Genomic DNA, 17,003 nt, shown 5'->3' on the forward strand with positions numbered 1-17,003 from the left:
CAGCACCCTGAAATTGGGGTTGTAACTCATTTGCACAAATTATTTATAGAACCTTAAACCCATCGATAATTGCATACTTATTTAAGAGGTGATTTAATGGCACAGGGACAGCAGCCCATATTAATATTACCACAGGGCACAAGCCGTTACGTTGGAAAGGAAGCCCAGAGAATCAACATCCTTGCAGGTAAGGTTCTCGCAGAGACCGTGAGGACAACCCTCGGTCCCAAGGGAATGGACAAGATGCTTGTTGACTCACTTGGAGACATTGTTATCACCAATGATGGTGTTACAATCCTCAAGGAAATGGACATATCCCACCCTGCCGCAAAGATGCTTGTTGAGGTGGCAAAGACCCAGGAGGACGAGGTTGGCGATGGTACAACAACAGCCGTCATCATAGCAGGGGAACTCCTCAAGGAAGCCGAAAAACTCATTGAAATGGGTGTTCACCCAACAATAATAGCTGTGGGTTACAGGCAGGCAGCTCTCAGGGCCCAGGAGATACTTGAAGACATATCCATCAAGGCAAGTGACAGGGACACACTCAGGAAGGTTGCGGTGACCGCCATGACCGGTAAGGGCTCAGAAAGTGCCAAGGAAAAACTGGCTGAACTAGTTGTGGATGCGGTCATGCAGGTGGAAGAGGATGGTGAAATCGACAAGGACAACGTCAACATACAGAGGATACAGGGAGCATCAGTTAACGAATCAAGAATAGTGAACGGTATAGTGATAGACAAGGCGAGGGCAGACACCTCAATGCCAAAGAGGGTTGAAAATGCCAGAATAGCACTCCTCAAGTACCCCTTAGAGGTCAAGGACCTTGAAACCGACGCCAAGATAAGACTGACAGACCCATCACAGATGCAGGCCTTCATCGAGCAGGAAGAGCAGATGATCAGGGAAATGGTGGATAAGATAAAGAACTCCGGTGCAAACGTTGTCTTCTGCCAGAAGGGTATCGATGACCTTGCACTCCACTACCTCTCACGTGAGGGTATACTCGCACTCAAGAGGGTCAAGAAATCCGACATAAAACGCATCGAGAAGGCCACAGGCGCAAGGCTTGTTACAAACATTGATGACCTCACAGAGGACGACCTGGGAGAGGCCGGGGTTGTATACGAGAAGAAGATCTTTGATGAGGTGCTGACATTCGTCGAGGACTGTAAGGACCCAAAGGCCATCTCCATAATCCTGAGGGGAAGCACAAGACATGTCGCAGAGGAGATGGAACGTGCACTTGAGGATGCAATAGGAGTCGTTGCAGCAACAGTCGAGGACGGCAAGGTTGTTGCAGGTGGAGGAGCACCTGAAGTTGAGATAGCAAGGAAAATCAGGGAATACGCTGAGACCATAAGTGGCAGGGAGCAGCTTGCGATTTTAGCCTTTTCAGATGCCCTTGAGATCGTTCCAAAGACCCTTGCAGAGAACGCAGGACTTGACAGCATCGACGTCCTGGTGGACCTCAGGGCTGCCCATGAGGAGTCACCCTACATGGGACTTGACGTCTTTGATGGAAGCGTTGTCGACATGAAGAAGGAAGGTGTTCTTGAACCCCAGAGGGTCAAGAAACAGGCCATCCAGTCCGCTGCAGAGGCAGCTGAGATGATCCTCCGCATAGACGACATGATAGCAGCTAAGGGCTTTGATGTTTCATCAAAGGACGAAGAGGACATGGAAGGAATGGGTGGAAAAGGTGGAATGCCACCAATGTAACACCCAATTATTTTTTTCAAAGTTTTTAATAAAAAATTTTAAATTTATATTATTTATCATGATTAATAATAGTAAAATATATAAGTCCAGAAAAACTTACTACTATCACCCAAGAAAAAATGGCGGTATGAAAAATGTCAAAGGATACCTCAGTTCTCCTGGAGGAAACGAGGGTCTTCAAACCACACTACACCATCGTGGAGGAGGCCCATATAAAAAACTGGGAGGCCGAGCTGGAAAAGGGAAAGGACCATGAGAAATACTGGGCCGAAAAGGCAAAAAGATTCGAATGGTTCAGAAAATGGGACAAGGTACTTGACGAGAGCAACAAACCATTCTACAAGTGGTTCGTGAACGGCAAGATCAACATGACCCACAACGCCGTGGACAGATGGCTGGACACAGACAAGAGAAACCAGGTCGCCATTCTCTACGTGAACGAGAGGGGAGAGGAAAAGAAGTTGACCTACTATGAACTGCACAGAGAGGTCAACAGAACAGCCAATGCCCTGAAAAGCCTTGGAATCAAAAAGGGCGACGCCGTTGCAATGTACCTCCCCATGTGCCCGGAACTCGTTATCTCAATGCTGGCCTGTGCAAAGATAGGGGCCGTGCACAGTGTCATCTATTCTGGTCTGAGCGTCGGAGCACTTGTGGAACGCCTCAACGATGCAAAGGCCAAGGTCATAATAACAGCAGACGGAACCTACAGAAGGGGTGGGGTGATAGAACTCAAACCAATCGTTGACGAGGCCATACTCCAGTGCCCCACAATAGAGACAACCGTTGTTGTGAAACACACAGACATAGACATAAAGATGTCAGACATAAGCGGGCGTGAGATGCTCTTCGACAGACTAATAGAGGGCGAGGAGGACCGGTGCGAGGCAGAGGTGATGGATGCAGAGGATCCACTCTTCATACTCTACACCTCAGGAAGTACCGGGAAACCAAAGGGTGTGCTGCACACAACGGGAGGATACATGGTAGGGGTCGCATCAACCCTTGAGATGACCTTTGACATTCATAACGGGGACTTATGGTGGTGCACAGCAGACATAGGGTGGATAACCGGGCACAGTTACGTTGTATATGGACCCCTCCTTCTTGGGACAACAACACTGCTCTATGAGGGGGCCCCGGACTATCCGGACCCAGGGGTCTGGTGGAGCATAGTGGAAAAATACGGTGTCACAAAGTTCTACACAGCCCCCACGGCAATAAGGCACCTCATGAGGTTCGGTGAAAAACACCCGAAACGTTACAACCTGGAGTCCCTCAAGATCCTTGGAACAGTTGGTGAACCAATAAACCCCGAGGCATGGATGTGGTACTACAGACACATTGGAAGGGAAAAATGCCCAATAATCGACACATGGTGGCAGACAGAAACAGGAATGCACCTCATAGCGCCACTACCAGTAACACCCCTCAAACCGGGATCCGTCACCAAACCCCTTCCCGGAATCGAGGCAGACGTGGTTGACGAGAAGGGCAACCCCGTGCCACTTGGTAAGGGCGGATTCCTGGTAATAAAGAAACCCTGGCCTGCAATGTTCAGGACACTATTCAACGACGAGGAGAGGTACATCAACGTATACTGGAAACAGATCCCCGGTGGAGTCTACACTGCAGGTGACATGGCAAGGAAGGACGAGGACGGCTACTTCTGGATACAGGGTAGATCAGATGACGTCCTCAACATAGCCGGACACAGGATCGGTACAGCGGAGGTTGAATCAGTATTTGTGGCCCACCCTGCAGTTGCCGAGGCAGCGGTCATCGGTAAGGCTGACCCCATCAAGGGGGAGGTCATAAAGGCATTTCTCATACTGAAGAAGGGCCATAAGTTAAATGCACCCCTCATCGAGGAACTCAAAAGGCACCTACGCCATGAGCTTGGACCCGTGGCTGTTATCGGGGAAATGGTACAGGTTGATAAGCTCCCGAAAACAAGGTCAGGGAAAATAATGAGGAGGATACTGAGGGCCAGGGAGGAAGGAAAGGACCTCGGTGATACCTCAACCCTTGAAGAATAGAAGGAGGCAGAAAAAATGACTGAAAAAGAAGTGGTTATATCAGATAAAACCGCCAATCCGGCTCCCCTTGGACTTCTGGGCTTCGGTATAACCACTGTACTCCTTAACCTGCACAACGCAGGGCTTTTCCCCATAAACAGCATGATACTTGCAATGGGGTTCGCCTACGGAGGTATAGCTCAGATACTGGCAAGTGTGATGGAATACAGGAAGGGCAACACCTTTGGTACGGTTGCATTCGGCTCATATGGACTCTTCTGGTGGTCACTGGTACTCCTCCTTGTGATTCCCAAACTGAAGTTCATTGAAACAGCCGGCAGTGCAGCGGCAGCAGCAGACCCGGTTGCAATGGCATCATACCTCTTCATGTGGGGCCTGTTTACACTGGTGATGTTCATCGCAACCCTCAAACTCAAGAGGGGCATACAGGTGATATTCATAAGCCTCTCAGTGCTATTCTTCCTGCTCACAGCCGGTGAAATCACAGGTTCAGCCCTCATAACAACCATTGCAGGCTATGAGGGTATATTCACAGGGGCCGCTGCAATGTACGTTGGCCTTGCAGAGGTTATAAACGAAACATATGGAAGGGATGTTCTACCCACATGATCAGGGAAGGAACAACCCACCCTTTTCTTTTATATTTGTGTCAGTATGTGGCACCAGAACCTCCAGAGAAACAAAACCCCCATAACTTCCTTCCAGATACGCCACAATCAGAAACTCTAATTTTTCACACCAGCACTTGATGATAAACCGCGAAAGACCTCTTACTGCAAACATTCAGAAAACCTTATATTGAATTAGGTTTAACTAAATTAACAGCAACCCTTTAGGTGAACCTAATGAAGCATCTCAGCGAAAATATAGAGGAGTACCTCGAAACCATCTACCGGTTATCAGAATCCAGTAAAAATGCCAGTACAACCAAAATATCAAAGGAGATGGGAATAGCTCCTGCCAGTGTAACCCAGATGCTTAAAAAACTTGACTCTGAGGGATATGTTAAATATTCACCCTACCGTGGGGCTGTACTCACAGAAAAGGGGTACAGGATAGCCCGGAGAATAACAAGGAAGCACCGTCTGCTTGAGCGGTTCCTCCACGATGTACTTGGAATCAGGAGGGACAGGATACACAGACAGGCCTGTGAGATGGAACATTCACTCTCAGATGATGCAGAGAGGGCCCTCTGCCAGCTCCTCAACATGCCAGGTGAGTGCCCCGATGCAAACCCGATCCCTGCCTGCGACTTCAAATTCCAGACATGCGGGGAATGCATTGAACTGAAGGATACAGATGTTGAGGAAATAGGGTGCCGTGAGGGTAACCTCAAATCACTCACAGAGATGGATGAAAAACAGGCCGGAAGGGTTTCCTTCATAAGGGGGGACTACAAGGTTTTAAGGAGGCTCATGGACATGGGAATAACCCTTGGAGCCCCCATAAGAATGATCAAAAGGGCCCCCCTCAATGGACCCATCGAGGTGGAGGTCCGCGGCTCAAGGGTTGCCCTTGGAAGGGACATAGCAGACAACGTATTCATAGATACAGAAAGCTGAATTTCTGTTAACCTAATTTCAACCGGGACGTGTTTACTGATGGAGAAATCTGAGATAACCGTTGCACTTGCAGGAAACGCCAATGTGGGTAAAAGTGTGATCTTCAACCAGCTGACAGGGTCAAACCAGATAGTCGGGAACTGGCCAGGAAAAACCGTTGAAAGGGCAGAGGGTTACCTTAAATTTCAGGGCCGGGACATCCACATAATTGACCTCCCAGGCATATACTCATTTTCAACCTACTCCATGGAGGAGATAGTCTCCAGGGAGTTCATAGTCAACGAGAAACCGGATGTGGTCATAAACGTACTTGATGCCTCCGTCCTTGAGAGGAACCTCTTCTTCACACTCCAGCTCATGGAGATGGAGGTCCCCATGGTTATCTGCATCAACCAGGTGGACATGGCCAGGCAGAAGGGGATATTTATAGACGAGAAGAAACTTGAAGGTGCCCTGGGTGTCCCTGTTGTATCAACAGTGGCTGTTAAGGGCCAGGGACTCCAGAAGCTCCTCAGAAAAACCCTCGAAGTGGCTGATAAGGGGATAAAACCAGAGGTCATAGAATACGGGGAAGAGGTTGAAAGCCGCATAAGAACACTTATGGAAGCACTTCCCGAAATTCCAAAGGGCTACTCAAAGAGATGGGTTGCTATAAAGCTCCTTGAAAACGACCCTGAAATAACCGCCATGATGCCATCCGACGTGAAAAAACTTGCAGCTGAACTTGCAGCCCAGATTGAAAGAATACACAATGAACCATCATTCTCTGTTATTGCCTCTGAGAGATACTCCCTCTCAAATATGATAGCAGCAGGGGCGCAGAAACAATCAGAGATAAAAACATCCCTCTCAGAGCGCCTTGACGGTTTCCTCACACACCCCATCTACGGTTACATCTCATCAGTCCTTGTTGTTGGAGGTCTCCTCCTCTGGACCTTCGTTGTGGGTGAATTCCTATCAGATACGCTCACCAATATATTCGGATTCTTTCAGCCAGTTGACCCCCAGTTCTCAGGTCCAATTGAATCCATAATATGGAACGGGGCCTTCGGGGGTATAGTGGCTGGTTTAACCCTCGTGATACCATTCGTCATACCCTTCTACCTCATGCTATCCTACATCGAGAACTCGGGGCTTCTCACCAGGGTCGCGTTCATGATGGACGCCTTCATGAGAAAGATAGGGCTCCATGGCAAAGCCCTCATACCCCTCATACTCGGATACGGTTGCAGTGTACCGGCAATCGACAGTACACGGATACTTGAAACCCCCAGGGAAAGGCTCCTTGCAGCCTTTGCAATATCCTTCGCACCCTGCGCCGCAAGGACAATCCTGATACTGGGACTTGTGGCCCTCTTTGTCAGTGTATGGTGGGCCATAGGGTTATACATCCTGGACCTCCTCATAATATTCATAATGGGTAAACTTGCACTGAAGGCGCTTCCCGGTGAAACAACCGGCCTTATAATGGAGATGCACTCCCTCAAGATGCCATCCTTCAGGGTCATAGCAAGGCAGACCTGGACAAGGACAAAGTCCCTCATATACCTTGTATTCCCCATATACATAATCGGGAGCGCCCTCATACAGCTCCTCTACGCCCTCGGGTTTCTGAATCCAGTAAGCAATATCATGGCACCACTCACAGCTGGCTGGTTACAACTGCCGGTATTTGCCGGGATACTCCTGATCCTTGGGGCTGTGAGGAAGGAGTTCATCCTCCTGGGGCTCGTCTCACTGGTTGGAACAGATATTGGGGCGGCACTTACAGCACCCCAGATCCTTGTACTCACCCTCGTGGGAATGCTCTACTTCCCCTGCCTTTCAACAATAGCAGTACTTGCACGGGAATTCGGGTGGAAATCCACATCCATAATAACCCTTGCAAACCTTGGAACCGCCTTCTTCCTCGGCGGAATCTTTGCAAGGATACTCCCATTCATCATGTGATGATCAATACTTAAGGTGCTGAGGACAGAAATAATCCTGTGGTACCATGGCAGAAATCAAGATAATATCCTGGAACGTTAACGGTCTGAGGGCCGTGTACCGTAAGGGATTCCTTGACTGGTTCATGGAAGAGAAACCAGATATCCTCTGTCTTCAGGAGACCAAGGCGAGTCCCGAACAGCTCCCCAGAAGGTTAAGGTATGTTGAGGGTTACAGGAGTTTCTTCACCCCAGCAGAGAGGAAGGGATACAGTGGAGTCGCCATGTACACAAGGATACCCCCGAAATCCCTCAGGGAGGGCTTTGGTGTGGAGAGATTCGACATTGAGGGCCGCATACAGGTTGCAGATTTTGATGACTTCCTCCTCTACAACATATACTTCCCCAACGGGAAAATGTCAGATGAGAGGTTGAAGTACAAACTTGAATTCTATGACGCATTCCTCGAAGACGTCAACAGGGAACGGGACGCTGGCAGGAACACTGTGATATGCGGTGACTTCAACACAGCCCACAGGGAGATAGACCTGGCAAGGCCAAAGGAGAACAGCAACGTATCAGGGTTTCTACCGGTTGAAAGGGCCTGGATAGACAAATTCATTGAAAACGGGTACGTTGACACATTCAGGATGTTCAACAAGGAGCCAGGCCAGTACACATGGTGGAGTTACAGGACCAGGGCCCGTGAGAGAAACGTGGGATGGAGACTCGACTACTTCTTTGTGAATGAGGAGTTCGCAAAGAACGTTAAAAGGTCATGGATACTCTCAGAGGTGATGGGATCAGACCACTGCCCAATAGGACTTGAGATAGAGGTCTAAGGCTTCATGTTTCGCCTTCCTGTTTCCAGGCTGAAACAGTGGATATAACCTTATCGAGGTACCTCAGGGAGTCGCTGTGACTGCTCAGGCCATGGGCGAATTTACTGATAATGTTATCATCCTTTATTTCAATGTACAGGAGAATATCCTCGAGGATTTCGTCCTCAGAGTAACTCTCAGGTGGCTCCATCCCCCATATATTCACAAGGGCCCATTCCCTGCTGTGGTCCCTCAGGTTTTCAAGGTCAAGTTCCTCCATTCTGAAGACCCTCTCCTGCACATACCTCAGAATGTCCCTGTTCTTCAGCGCCCATATCCTGAAATCAGAATACTTATCCCTCAGATCAGGTAACAGGTCCTTTTTATGATTTCTGATCCTTATGAACTCCTCCTCTTCAGGGCTGGAATAAAGACCCCCTCCTGATTTAAGATTCAGGTTATTGGAGTTCTGGATCATCTCCCTTCCAGCCTCAAGGTGGAGTATCTCATCGTCACTGAGCCCCCTCCTCTCCATCCGTTCCTTCTGGGATTCAACCTCCCTCTTCCATTCCTCATACTTCAGGGACTCAAGTTCCCGGATCTTAATCCTAAAGAGTTCCCCTATAACCTCAAGGGCCATGAAGACCTGCCACGGCCTTCCACTTCTGAGGAGGTTGAGGTACTGGGATATCTCAACTGCACTGGATGGGAGTGGCCTGATGCGTGCTGCAAATCTCCCCACCTCCCTGGGAAACAATGATGGTAGGAGCTCAAGTACCGTCCAGACACCAACGGATACACCTGCAGCGACCAGCACATCAACCAGGAGCGGCTCCATAAATATCATCCACTGTATTCCAGTATGGCCTTCTTGATTTCACGTTTGGTTTCAGCCACCACCTCAACCCTTCCCACAGAAAGACCCTCACCCTGCAGATGGGCCAGAAGCTGTGAAGGGCTTATTGAGTCCTCAAAGTCCGCTAGAACACCCCCATCCTCCAGTGCAACCGTGAGGGCACCGTAGAGTTTAAGCACCCTTTCGGCACTCTCGGGTTTGGGGGTCACAACACGGAATGTCCTTACACTGTGATGCACCTGACTGATATCGATATCCATCCTCTGGAGTGCTATGAGGACATGCTTATCAAGGGCCCTTTCAATGACCTCAAGGTCAATCCTCTCCTTCTCCATGTTTATCCTAACTGCCTGGGCAATCTGTGCAAGGTCACGGGCATGGGCATAACTTGGCTGCAGCCCCTCGCCGCCATCGGCGACTGGAGTGTATACCATCCTAATCCTTTCAAGGACCTCTTCATCGTAATCCTCGCCTGTGGCATCAAGGTTGCGCCTGAATACCTCCGCAACATTTTCAACAGGGGGGTTTCTGAGGAATATGTGGAGAGGCGCCCTCCTGAGGTGCGCCTCATCCATTATGCTCACATCAAGGTTGGTTGAGAATGCAGGGATGAAGTGGGTATGGAATATAACAGGAACCCCCCTTATGTATATGACATCCTTCTTGTTCTCAAGGGGCACTATGAGACGGTTGAGGATCACCTCATGGTCATCCCTCTGCCTTCCAAGGTCGTCAATGAGAAGCACTCCACCGTTGGCCTTTATCAGGGGTGAGGTCTCATATACACCCTTATTCATATTGTAGGTCGTCTCAAGTTCATTGAGGCTCAGTTCAGAACCTGTGAAAACGAATGGGGCGTGTATCTTTATCCAGCGGGGATCATCCGGTTCCTCAGGACATGGCTTGTGGAAGTCAGGGTCATATATCTGTATAACCCTCCCGCTGAACTCTATAAAGCGGGGGATCACAAGGGGGGGTAGAAGGTCCGATGCCTTGCTTATGATGAAGGTTTTACCTGTTCCCGGAGCACCATAAACAAAAAGCCCCTTACCAATGGTGCATGACTCAACAAGACATTCCTTTGCATATGATAATCCAACAACGTCCCTGAAGGTCCTTTCAATAACCTCCGGGGGTATCTTTATTGGGAAACGGTTCCTTAACTGTTCATCCATCAGCTCAAAGTATCTCTCATAGGGTACCGGAGCCATTCCAATATAAGGGTTTTCCTCCATTACAAGGCGGGCCTTCTCAACTCCCCTCTTTGTCAGTGTATACTCCACACTGGAGAATAGGAAGCTTCCACCCACCGGGGCGCAGAAACCATCCTTCTCCATCTGGCCGAGGACATCCTCAAGTATATCCAGGTGTATACCGGTAATATCAGTTACTCTCTGGGTTTTAACCGTTCCGTATATTAAAAGAATCTTCAAAACAAGGTCCCTCACAAAGAAGTAGGATAAACCCAGTTCCTCAAGTGTCTTTGGCTGTTTCAGCTCCTCAAAGAGTTCAACCATGTTTTCATCGTGGTAGTAGTCATCACAGTTCATCACTCATCCCCCTATCCATGAAATCATGTTCATCCCCCAGGAAAAATGTGGAGATCCTAACTAGAGAATCTCCTTAAGTTCGCTGATGTCATCGATGACTGTAACATCAAGGCCCCTCTTTTTAATGAGATCCCGTTCTTCATCTGTAAGCTCTGAGTTGACGAGTATGGCTGACATTCCCGCGTTGGTTGCCCCCAGTATGTCCTCATTGAATTTGTTCCCCACCATGATGGACCTTTCAGGTTTGCAGCCCATCCTTCTGAGGGCTTCTTCAAAGATCCTGATGTTTGGTTTCTCAAAGCCAACCTCATCTGAGGTGACAACCTCATCGAAGAAGTGGTGTATCCCCAGCCTTATCAGTTTCTCCCACTGCTTTATTGTTATACCGTTGGATATGACCCCCAGCCTGTATCCTTTGCTCTTTAGGTGTATGAGCGTTGATGTTGTATTGGGGAATGGCCGGAGAAGTGCGAACTTAACGTTGTGGTATGTTATCATTCCAAGGGCAATGAGAAGGGGTTTTTCCTCACCGAAAACCGTCTTTGTGAGCACATTGAAATGTTTATCATAGTTTGATCCCTTCTCAGCGATTATCTCCCTCAGAAGTTTGTATGCCTCCTCCTGTGTCAGAGGTAACCCGGCGTCTATCATCACATTCAGGGCAGCCTTTCTTGCAAGTCTGGCAAATCCTGATGTGTCATAGAGCGTGTCATCAATATCAAAGAAAACCGCCTTCAGCATCTTCCCACCTTACTCTCTGTAATGAGACTCTATAGTTAATCAATTATAACAGTGTTGGTTTCTCTACAGATAATATTATGATGTAAAATAATATGTAAAACTATTCTGCCTATAACCTCTGAGCGGAGGTCCAGAACATACAATCTCAATTAAAAAAATAAGTTACTGTCATTAGAAAAAGGCGTCGAGACTGCTCTGCCTTTCGCCACATGAGAGAGAATTTATATCCTCTGTGGAGTAGCCGAGAGATGACATTATTCTTGATACCGCAGCCATAACCTGGTTTTCAATGTAATAGTCCGGGTCGTACTCCATTCCCTCAGCATCCTCAAGTGGGAAGGCCCTCTGACTTATGGGGCCCCTTCCCTTAACTATGATATACCTGATTATGGAGCCCCTCTCAATGCGCCTTCCCCTCTCAAGGGATCGTTTTGCGGCGATGACATGTGGGCCTATCTGTTTGTACTCAGATAGGTCCCTTGTTATCTGGGTGTGGATTGCAAGGTCATCCAGTTCCACTTCGCCGCCCCTTATGCGCCTTACAACATCCCTTATTATTTTTTTTGCCTTCTTAGGGGATCCGTCTCTTAGAATGGCCATTAAAACCTTTTGCTGGGTTTTTTTAGCTATCGGTGCCCAGTCACGCCTCACAAGTTCAAGGCCCTTTGCAACAATCGTGTCATCCTCTATTAAGGCGTACCTCTTTTTTGTTACGAAGAAGCCCCTCCTGTAAAAGCCCTCAAATTCCAGCTCCATACCCTCAGGCAGGGTGCTGTTGATGTATTCGAGGAACCTTTCCACCTGGGATAGTATCTCAGCCTCAAGGTTATCTGACATATTACACCCCATGGTCGGTTGAGGGGCTTTGATGGAAATCTATTCCTTTATAAGTACTCCGTTTATTACACCGTCCTGGCCGGGCCTGGATGTGACCCTAGCGTTTCCAAGACTGGTTTCAACAACAGCACCCTTTGTTATGATGTTCCTCCTCACAAAGTGGGGGTTTGCTGCGTTCTCAACAACATTTCTTATCTCTGCAACCTCAACTTTACCTGTTTCAGGGTCAACAACGTTTATCTTGGTATCTGCAGCGAGCCTGACCTTGGTGTTGCCCCCACGTGTTCTTATCATCCTAACACGCCTGTCACCGATCTTTGTCTCGGCGGGTTCCCTTCCAAGTTCGTATTTCCTCTTTCCGCGGTTCATCTTGGCTCTTCCACCGCTTGGTTTCTTCATTGATTTACCTTGCCATATTGCCATTATTTCACCTCAATCTAAGACTCTATCAGAATCAGTAATGCTGAGTTTAGGAAACTCAGTGACTCGGTATAGATAAATTTATCTATAATATAGGATCCCCCATTTAAAAACATTGTGCTTCTAGGGTATGCTATGGATCACTGAATCCATCATCTTAACTCCTTAAAACATCTTATGGAAAGCTCCTCCTGAATCAATATGTGATTACACCAATGAAAGGTTTTATACCATCAGCAAGATACCCTATAATCAAGAGATTGTACAGGTGAATCTATGAAGATCGGCATGTCCCATGGTGCAGGCGGAGAAGTCATGCAGGACCTCATATCAAACATAATACTATCCAATATCCATAACACAAGGGTTAACGGCGGAGTTGGCCTCGAGGACCTTGACGACGGTGCAAGCATACCCCTCGGCGACTATGAGATAGTTATGAGTACCGATGGCCACACAGTCGACCCCCTCTTCTTCCCAGGCGGTGACATAGGCAAGATATCGATTGCAGGTACAGTCAACGACATATCAGTTATGGGTGCAAGGCCCCTTGCAATTGCAAGTGCAATGATCCTCAGCGAGGGATTCCCTGGCGAGGATCTTGAGAGGATCGTGCAGTCAATGGACGCTGTCTCCAGGGAGACCGGTGTATCAATAGTCACCGGGGACACCAAGGTCATGGAGAGGGGTAAACTGGACAGGATGGTCATAACAACCACGGGTATAGGTGTTGTGAAGCGTGGTGAGATAATAAGGGACTCAGGACTGAGGCCCGGTGATAAGATCATACTCACAGGCAGCGTAGGGGACCATGGTATGGCACTCATGGCCTTCCGTGAGGGTTTTGGATTCGACACCGACCTTGAATCGGATGTTGCCCCGGTATGGGGTATGGTTGAGGCGGCCCTTGAGGTTGGTGGTGTTACCGCAATGAAGGACCCCACAAGGGGCGGTATAGCAAATGCCCTCAACGAACTCGCAGATAAATCAGGTGTTGGGATGGTTATTGATGAGGACATGATCCCTGTGAGGGAGGAGGTGAGGGCTGTGTCTGAGATGCTGGGCATCGACCCCTATGAGGTTGCCAATGAGGGCAAGGTCATCATGGGTGTCGACCCTGAATACGCCGAGGATGTCCTCAGAGCCGTGAGGAAGGCACCATACGGTGAAAACGCAAGGATAATAGGTGAAGCGAATCAGGACCGGCATGTGATCCTTGAAACAAGCCTTGGCGGCAGGAGGATACTCGAGGCTCCTGTTGCTGATCCCGTTCCTAGGGTGTGCTGATCTGATACAGGAGGGGTGTTATGGAACTTAAGAAGAAGCGACTCTATGCATTTTTAGTGGATTTCCTTGTGGTTACAGGAGTGATGTACCTCTTAACAGTCCTTGTTTATCCATTAGCACTTCTCCTGAACATTTTCTCAATCTATAACTACTGGCTCCTCCTCCTCGGCATCATAACCATTCTTTATTTCAGTTACCTTGAGTATCATGGAGGAACAGTGGGTAAGAGGATGATGGGCCTTCACGTAATATCAGAGGAGGATGAACTCAGGTGGCAGCAGCTTGTCATAAGGAACCTTTCAAGGATACTCTGGTTCCCCCTCATTCTGGACGTTATCCTGGGACGCTCCAGGAATCGCCTGAGATTACTCGACGCCATTGCAGGTACACGGGTTGTCAGTGCAGAGGAAAATGAATAGAGACCCCAGTACATGATGATACTGAAGGTACAATCTATTTACATGTATCTGTAGAAAATGATGATGGATAAGAATGTGGTCAGAGAGAGGATGTGGAAACTCCTGTATGATAGTGGCGTAAGTAGACGTCCCCACGGCCGTATACCTGACTTTCAGGGGTCAGTTGCAGCCGCAGAAAGACTTTCAAGAACCATTGAATGGGAAAGAGCATGTGTTGTATTCTCATCCCCTGATTCTGCCCAGCGCCCCGTGCGAAAACTGGCCCTTGATGATGGAAAGGACCTTGTAATGCCCACACCAAAGATAAAAGATGGTTACCTTTTAATCCCGGCGGATGTCCCTGATGCTGATGCTGCATCAACCATAAGGGGAGCCTACAGGTATGGCTCATTCATCAGCAGATTCCCAGAGGTTGATCTTGTTGTTGAGGGATCAGTTGCCGTTGACCTGGAGGGAAACCGCCTCGGTAAGGGGGGAGGATACGGTGACAGGGAGATATCTGAACTCAGGGGGCAGGGGGCCATAGGAGAAGACACCCCCATAGCCACAACGGTACATGAGCTGCAGATCATTGAAAGTGTCCCTGTTGAGAACCACGATGAAAAGATAAACATGATAGTGACACCCATGCGTATTATAAGGCTCTTTCTCGATGAAAAAATCCCACGAGTCTTCTGAACCAAGATTCTTACAATGAACTAAATCCTGAAAATTCTCACCGAAACCATTACTTTAAATAGTGTGGAGTTCAACATGGATATGTGCTGATTTTTAATTATCATGTGCCTGGCAGGAATTGGGCTATCATGTTTCAAGTCTGCGGCGGCAGCTGATAATTGAATAATCGATTTTTAAGAATTGAGGAAAAGATAAAAATGAAAGAATTGAAATTCAGTGAATTTGATATCTCAGGGGAAATTAATAGGGCCCTTGATGATATGGGATTTGAGGGTACAACCCCAATCCAGGCACTTACATTACCTATTACACTTGATGGTATGGATGTTGTTGGCGAGGCCCAGACCGGAACCGGAAAAACCGCAGCCTTTGCCATACCACTGCTTGAGAACCTTGAACCAGAGAGGGTCCCCCAGGCACTTGTGATCTGCCCGACCCGTGAACTCTGTCTGCAGGTCACCGATGAGATAAGGAGGATAGGTAAGTACCTTAATGTGAGGGTGCTTGCGGTGTATGGTGGCCAGGGTATTGGAGGTCAGATAGCTGAGCTCAGGAGGGGCGTCCATGTTATCGTCGCAACACCAGGAAGGCTCATAGATCATATTGATAGGGGTACTGTGGACCTTGTAGGCATATCCACGGTCGTGCTTGATGAGGCAGATGAGATGCTCAACATGGGCTTCATAGAGGACATAGAAAGGATACTATCCCACGTACCTGAAAGGAGACAGACCCTCCTGTTCTCTGCAACCATCTCAAAGCCGGTACTAAGGATCGCTGAGAGGTATATGAGGAACCCCCAGATCCTCCGTGTTGAGAAAAAACACGGCCCAAGGATAGATGAATTCTATTTCAAAACCAGGGAGGAGGACAAGGTTGAGCTCCTTGACTGGATACTGACATCTAATGACATAGGAATGGGCCTCATATTCTGCAACACCAAAAGGAGGGTTCAGAGGCTCAGAAAGCAGCTTGGCCGTATGGGTTACTCTGTGGATGAAATTCATGGGGACCTATCACAGTCAAAGCGTGAACGTGTCATGGAACGCTTCAGGAAGGGAAGGTTCAACCTTCTCATTGCAACTGATGTTGCTGCACGGGGTATACATGTGCCCGATGTGGAGGTCGTTGTGAACTATGATCTCCCATTCGAGAACGAGTACTATGTTCACAGGATAGGGCGTACCGGGCGTGCCGGTTCAAGTGGAAAATCCTTCACACTTGTTGTTGGAAGGGAGGTTCACAAGTTAAGGCGAATCCAGTCCTTCACAGGTAAAAGGATAAAGAAGAGCAGCATGCCATCCCCACGGGAGATAAGGAGGAGTTACGAGGAGGACCTTGTTGAGGTGCTCCGGAGGAACCTTAACTCCAAGAGTTACAGTGACTCCAAGCTCCTGGAAAACCTTGTAAGTGAGGGTTACAGTTTCAGGGATATCTCACATGCCCTTTTGGATGTTCTGGAATCCTCAAAGTAGAAGAGGCTTATTTCTATTTTAGGAATAGAGTATGATCTATTATCCCCCCATATTCTTTAATTTTCTAAATCACAGAGAGCATTTAACCTTTGATTTCATGGATCTCCTCATCAATGGGAATTCCGCGACCACATCCCCATTTCAGTATTACTTTTAGATTCCTATAAGTGTTCTCGGTAATAAAAGATTTTATATATTGAAGATGTTTTAACTAATCGGTGGTGATATAATGAGAAGGTTCCTTATCATTTTAGCGACGGTTGCGCTGATCGCGGGTCTCTCGCATCATGCATGGGCCCACCCCGGCCATGGTTACTACATTGAGGAGCCATCGGATTCAGGTGACAGTAAATCAGGTTCATCCACCACATCAGATTCATCCAGCACTTCCAATAAGCCTTCAGGTCAGAGCAGCAGCAAAGCAAGCACATCAGGTGGTCATAAAACCAACCATGAAAGTAAATCGGACTCATCAGATTCATCAGAGAAATCCAGTGCTGAAAGCAGTGCCTGGCCTGCAGAGAACGTTACAGATGAAAGGGAGAATACCACAAAAACAGCAGATGTCAATATGAATAAACCAGATTACGGATTCATACCTGCACTTGCAGGAATGTGCCTGGTTTTCGGTTTAACCGCGTTCAGGTTCCCACGAAACTGAATATCCA

At 48.2% G+C, this 17,003-nt stretch carries 17 protein-coding genes; 11 read left to right on the forward strand and 6 right to left on the reverse strand.

Annotated features, from left to right (window positions below):
- Positions 1-96: 96 nt before the first annotated feature.
- From thsA to QFX30_RS01650, 3 genes are all read left to right on the forward strand, one after another.
- A complete protein-coding gene (gene thsA / locus QFX30_RS01640; protein WP_300487250.1) occupies positions 97-1,722 on the forward strand; it encodes a thermosome subunit alpha in 1,626 nt (541 codons plus the stop codon).
- Positions 1,723-1,856: 134 nt separating this feature from the next.
- The gene (acs, locus tag QFX30_RS01645; RefSeq protein WP_300487253.1) at positions 1,857-3,761 is read left to right on the forward strand and encodes an acetate--CoA ligase; all 1,905 of its coding nucleotides are present in this window, start codon (positions 1,857-1,859) and stop codon (positions 3,759-3,761) included.
- A gap of 15 nt (positions 3,762-3,776) precedes the next feature.
- Positions 3,777-4,370, forward strand: a complete 594-nt coding sequence (locus QFX30_RS01650; protein ID WP_300487256.1) for an acetate uptake transporter — start codon at positions 3,777-3,779, stop codon at positions 4,368-4,370.
- Here QFX30_RS01650 and QFX30_RS01655 read toward each other — a convergent pair whose 3' ends face one another.
- Positions 4,371-4,544, reverse strand: a complete 174-nt coding sequence (locus tag QFX30_RS01655; RefSeq protein WP_300487258.1) for a hypothetical protein — start codon at positions 4,542-4,544, stop codon at positions 4,371-4,373.
- Positions 4,545-4,606: 62 nt separating this feature from the next.
- On the opposite strand from QFX30_RS01655, the gene QFX30_RS01660 reads away from it, so the two are divergent.
- The 3 genes from QFX30_RS01660 to xth are packed head-to-tail and all read left to right on the forward strand — an operon-like array spanning position 4,607 to position 8,093.
- The gene (locus tag QFX30_RS01660; protein WP_300487260.1) at positions 4,607-5,323 is read left to right on the forward strand and encodes a DtxR family transcriptional regulator; all 717 of its coding nucleotides are present in this window, start codon (positions 4,607-4,609) and stop codon (positions 5,321-5,323) included.
- A 39-nt stretch (positions 5,324-5,362) separates the two neighbouring features.
- Entirely contained in the window at positions 5,363-7,273 is a 1,911-nt protein-coding gene (gene feoB, locus QFX30_RS01665) for a ferrous iron transport protein B (protein WP_300487263.1), read from the forward strand.
- 46 nt (positions 7,274-7,319) lie between these two features.
- A complete protein-coding gene (gene xth / locus QFX30_RS01670) occupies positions 7,320-8,093 on the forward strand; it encodes an exodeoxyribonuclease III (RefSeq protein WP_300487266.1) in 774 nt (257 codons plus the stop codon).
- Between the two features lie 4 nt (positions 8,094-8,097).
- On the opposite strand, the gene QFX30_RS01675 is transcribed toward xth, so the two are convergent.
- The 5 genes from QFX30_RS01675 to QFX30_RS01695 all read right to left on the reverse strand — a co-directional run bounded on the left by QFX30_RS01675 (position 8,098) and on the right by QFX30_RS01695 (position 12,479).
- On the reverse strand, positions 8,098-8,910 hold the full coding sequence (locus tag QFX30_RS01675; protein WP_300487269.1) for a hypothetical protein: 813 nt from the start codon (positions 8,908-8,910) through the stop codon (positions 8,098-8,100).
- A 5-nt stretch (positions 8,911-8,915) separates the two neighbouring features.
- Entirely contained in the window at positions 8,916-10,478 is a 1,563-nt protein-coding gene (locus tag QFX30_RS01680; protein WP_300487272.1) for a YifB family Mg chelatase-like AAA ATPase, read from the reverse strand.
- Between the two features lie 60 nt (positions 10,479-10,538).
- The gene (locus QFX30_RS01685; protein WP_300487275.1) at positions 10,539-11,219 is read right to left on the reverse strand and encodes a TIGR02253 family HAD-type hydrolase; all 681 of its coding nucleotides are present in this window, start codon (positions 11,217-11,219) and stop codon (positions 10,539-10,541) included.
- Positions 11,220-11,390: 171 nt separating this feature from the next.
- Positions 11,391-12,056, reverse strand: a complete 666-nt coding sequence (gene polB2 / locus QFX30_RS01690; protein WP_300487398.1) for a DNA polymerase PolB subunit 2 — start codon at positions 12,054-12,056, stop codon at positions 11,391-11,393.
- Positions 12,057-12,095: 39 nt separating this feature from the next.
- Positions 12,096-12,479, reverse strand: coding sequence for a 30S ribosomal protein S8e (locus QFX30_RS01695; RefSeq protein ID WP_300487278.1), 384 nt, complete (start codon positions 12,477-12,479; stop codon positions 12,096-12,098).
- Between the two features lie 273 nt (positions 12,480-12,752).
- Here QFX30_RS01695 and hypE point away from each other — a divergent pair, with 273 nt between their 5' ends.
- From hypE to QFX30_RS01720, 5 genes are all read left to right on the forward strand, one after another.
- Positions 12,753-13,763 carry a hydrogenase expression/formation protein HypE gene (hypE, locus tag QFX30_RS01700; RefSeq protein WP_300487281.1) on the forward strand — a complete coding sequence of 337 codons (1,011 nt, stop codon included), beginning with the start codon at positions 12,753-12,755 and terminating at the stop codon, positions 13,761-13,763.
- A 20-nt stretch (positions 13,764-13,783) separates the two neighbouring features.
- Positions 13,784-14,182, forward strand: coding sequence for an RDD family protein (locus tag QFX30_RS01705; protein ID WP_300487284.1), 399 nt, complete (start codon positions 13,784-13,786; stop codon positions 14,180-14,182).
- A gap of 63 nt (positions 14,183-14,245) precedes the next feature.
- On the forward strand, positions 14,246-14,860 hold the full coding sequence (locus QFX30_RS01710; RefSeq protein WP_300487287.1) for a 5-formyltetrahydrofolate cyclo-ligase: 615 nt from the start codon (positions 14,246-14,248) through the stop codon (positions 14,858-14,860).
- Between the two features lie 197 nt (positions 14,861-15,057).
- Complete coding sequence (locus tag QFX30_RS01715; RefSeq protein WP_300487290.1) at positions 15,058-16,335, forward strand: DEAD/DEAH box helicase; 1,278 nt, start codon at positions 15,058-15,060, stop codon at positions 16,333-16,335.
- 229 nt (positions 16,336-16,564) lie between these two features.
- Positions 16,565-16,996: a hypothetical protein gene (locus QFX30_RS01720; protein ID WP_300487292.1), complete on the forward strand. Its 432-nt coding sequence runs from the start codon at positions 16,565-16,567 to the stop codon at positions 16,994-16,996.
- The last annotated feature ends 7 nt before the right edge of the window (positions 16,997-17,003 follow it).

Source organism: Methanothermobacter sp. (genome assembly GCF_030055435.1).
GTDB lineage: Archaea > Methanobacteriota > Methanobacteria > Methanobacteriales > Methanothermobacteraceae > Methanothermobacter.